The 2467-nt window shown below is 52.0% G+C and carries 5 protein-coding genes; 3 read left to right on the forward strand and 2 right to left on the reverse strand.

Annotated elements, in window-relative coordinates; all coding sequences use genetic code 11:
• Positions 1-160 precede the first annotated feature (160 nt).
• On the reverse strand, positions 161-718 hold the full coding sequence (locus HMPREF3036_RS08135) for an SPOR domain-containing protein (RefSeq protein WP_062333478.1): 558 nt from the start codon (positions 716-718) through the stop codon (positions 161-163).
• Between the two features lie 624 nt (positions 719-1342).
• Between HMPREF3036_RS08135 and HMPREF3036_RS11940 the strand changes: the two genes are divergently transcribed.
• Entirely contained in the window at positions 1343-1480 is a 138-nt protein-coding gene (locus HMPREF3036_RS11940) for a hypothetical protein (RefSeq protein WP_156469798.1), read from the forward strand.
• Positions 1481-1831: 351 nt separating this feature from the next.
• Here HMPREF3036_RS11940 and HMPREF3036_RS12325 read toward each other — a convergent pair whose 3' ends face one another.
• Entirely contained in the window at positions 1832-2011 is a 180-nt protein-coding gene (locus HMPREF3036_RS12325) for a hypothetical protein (RefSeq protein WP_062333481.1), read from the reverse strand.
• A gap of 27 nt (positions 2012-2038) precedes the next feature.
• Between HMPREF3036_RS12325 and HMPREF3036_RS12610 the strand changes: the two genes are divergently transcribed.
• The gene (locus tag HMPREF3036_RS12610) at positions 2039-2239 is read left to right on the forward strand and encodes a transposase (RefSeq protein ID WP_038006526.1); all 201 of its coding nucleotides are present in this window, start codon (positions 2039-2041) and stop codon (positions 2237-2239) included.
• On the forward strand, positions 2209-2467 hold a 259-nt coding region (locus HMPREF3036_RS11640; RefSeq protein ID WP_156469799.1), incomplete at its 3' end, for a transposase. The genes HMPREF3036_RS12610 and HMPREF3036_RS11640, both read left to right, overlap by 31 nt.

Consider the following 2467-nt stretch of genomic DNA (forward strand, 5'->3'; position numbering starts at 1 on the left):
GTTCCACGGACTTCCGAGATGAACCTTTCTTTTTCGTTAATACTTAGCCGGCTACTAAAAAGACAGCTATTCCAATCAAGCAGAAGGACTTCTCCCGCACGGCTGAAGGTTTTGCGTGGTACTCGCCTGAACGGGCTGGGCAACTGCAACACGGAGACGCTCAGGAGCGAGGTGCGGAAAGATCGCACCAGCCTGCATCCTGAAGCGGATCACAGGATGCGGCCGGAGGCGCGACCGGCGCTTCTGACGGAGTGGGCCCGGCGGACGCCGGGGGTGTTTCGGGCTCGGAGGCGGATTCGATCGGCTGCGGATTCGCGGCGAGCGCCGGATCGACATCGGGGACAGCATCCTTGATGCCGTCGGGGGAAAGCCTCAGAAGAGACTGCTTGTCCTTCGTCGCCCATCCCGAGCGCTCCCACCACGGGGAGGCGCGCTCGGCCACCTCGAGCCTGCGGATCTCCTCCTTCGAGATGCCCTTGAGCGTCTTGTTCCTGAGGCAGGCCGTTGCGTGAGTGCTTTTCATGCGGGCGAGCTCGTCCTCGAGCACGGACTTGTGCGTGAAGCGGGTGTAAAGGATGTCCGACAGATGCCTGTTGACGAAGCCGATGCAGTCCTCGGGCTTCGTTGGGTCGAGGGAGGTGATGTAGGTCTTGAGATCCTCGGCGAGCGCAGGGTCGTCTAGCGGCAGGGCGGCGTGTGCTGCCGGGATGAGACACATGCTTGTGATGGCGAGGGGGTGCAAAAGGGATGGCATCGTGATGGAAGTGTCGGCATGTCGGTACGGGATTGTCAGAGGATACCTTTTTCGGCCGGTGGAAAAGTCCCGCTTGGTCGGGGACCTCTGAACTGCTCCTTTTCGGATAGCTAATCGAACGTGACGATTAGTAAGATGATTGTATATCGATTTAAGGAAGCTCTTCAAAAGCCCTCTCTTATTTTGCGCCCCGAGAGCTTTTATCTATTACACAGGCCAAATTTCTGTGCAAACGATTGTTCAGGGTACTTTTGAAGAGCTTCCTTTAACAACTTCCGCGGAATTCCCCATCCAATGCGTCGCGTTGGGTGGGGATGGATAGCGGGCCGAGCGTTAGCTCGGCAACAACTGTATAGTATTGAGTACGGTTCAGGCGATCATCTTTTCTACGATATGCTACACCGAAACCCAATGGATGAAAATGTTGCATGCGCAGTGTGCGCCGCAGCGTAGATCGGTCATGTAGAGATAACGCCTAGACGCAAGAGAGACAGGCAATTCAAGCAGATTTGTAGACAGTTATTTCTGACCCTTGGAGGCCGTCATCGGCTACAATGGCGTTATCTCTAACGCTTTTACCCAGCCGCCATGTCCGAAAAGAACCGTGCCAGACAAGAAGCCTTTACCAAACGGCGCCAAGTCGAAGGTCTGAAACGTTTCCAATTCTGGGCTACGCCGGAAGAAAAAGATTTTCTCAAAAAAGGTTCTCGACGCTTTTTGAAATAATAGTGAATCTGCAATTACAATTCATCGTGAAACCCTTGATAAAGAGCAAAATTCATTCCAAGATGAATTATTGAAAAGTGATTTTCCACTCTTCAGATAAAAATACCCGTCCTATACAATTGACAAGCCTTGGGATAATATCCGTTATTGGAATAATCCACTCCCAGAAGGCATTCTCGTTTTTTTCCGATTCGCACAAGCGTGTTAAGGAAGCTCTTCAAAAAACCCCGTTGCAAGCCGGATGGAACAAAATTGTTCCGTTCGGCTTTTCTTAACGACGCCAGAATGTGCTGTTTTTTTGCCAACGCGATAGTAAGATGCTACTATGATATCGTTCGCAATCTAGATGTTCTATGAGAAGAGCTGTTCAATGCCCAATTGAGCTTTGCTGACATTGAGGCTGAAAAATTCCTTCAGATTCGTCGGATTCATGCTGATCGTCGCGTGAATGCCATGGATCGCTTGACAGATGACGTAATCAACGAATTGATCCAACTTTGCCTGCCCCTCTACCACATCAAAGCCAATCATGGAAGGCCGTATACGCGCCTTGAAGCAATGGTTCGCGTTCACCTGCTTCAGGTCTCTCTCAATCTGTCTGATCTTGAGATGGAGTCATATTTGGCGAGCGACATGGTGGCCCGTAGCTTCTGTCGCGTGTCTAGCACGCATCAGTTCATCTCAGATTCGACGATACTGCGCTTCCGGCATTTCATTGAGCAACAGGGTTGGCGCAAAAATTACTCGAGCGCACGGTAAGTCTGGCCGCAGAAGCCGGGGCCTGCTCTTTTGAAATGGTGGCAGCAGACGGCACCTTTATCGAAGCACCGTCGTCAACAAAGAACAAGGCTCACGCCCGAGATCCTGAGATGGCTTCGGGCAAGAAGGCCAACACCTGGCATTTCGGAATGAAGGAGCACATTGCTGCCTGCTCCGAATCCGGGATCATCTACGGCACGGTCGCCGCACCGGCTAATGAACATGACA

The organism is Sutterella sp. KLE1602 (assembly GCF_001578585.1).
Classification (GTDB): domain Bacteria; phylum Pseudomonadota; class Gammaproteobacteria; order Burkholderiales; family Burkholderiaceae_F; genus Sutterella; species Sutterella wadsworthensis_A.

Bases quoted from the DNA above. Each gene is read 5' to 3' on its own strand.
- HMPREF3036_RS08135 (WP_062333478.1), bottom strand. From the start codon at position 718: ATGTGTCTCATCCCGGCAGCACACGCCGCCCTGCCGCTAGACGACCCT.
- HMPREF3036_RS11940 (WP_156469798.1), top strand. From the start codon at position 1,343: ATGTCCGAAAAGAACCGTGCCAGACAAGAAGCCTTTACCAAACGGCGC.
- HMPREF3036_RS12325 (WP_062333481.1), bottom strand. From the start codon at position 2,011: ATGATTGGCTTTGATGTGGTAGAGGGGCAGGCAAAGTTGGATCAATTC.
- HMPREF3036_RS12610 (WP_038006526.1), top strand. From the start codon at position 2,039: ATGGTTCGCGTTCACCTGCTTCAGGTCTCTCTCAATCTGTCTGATCTT.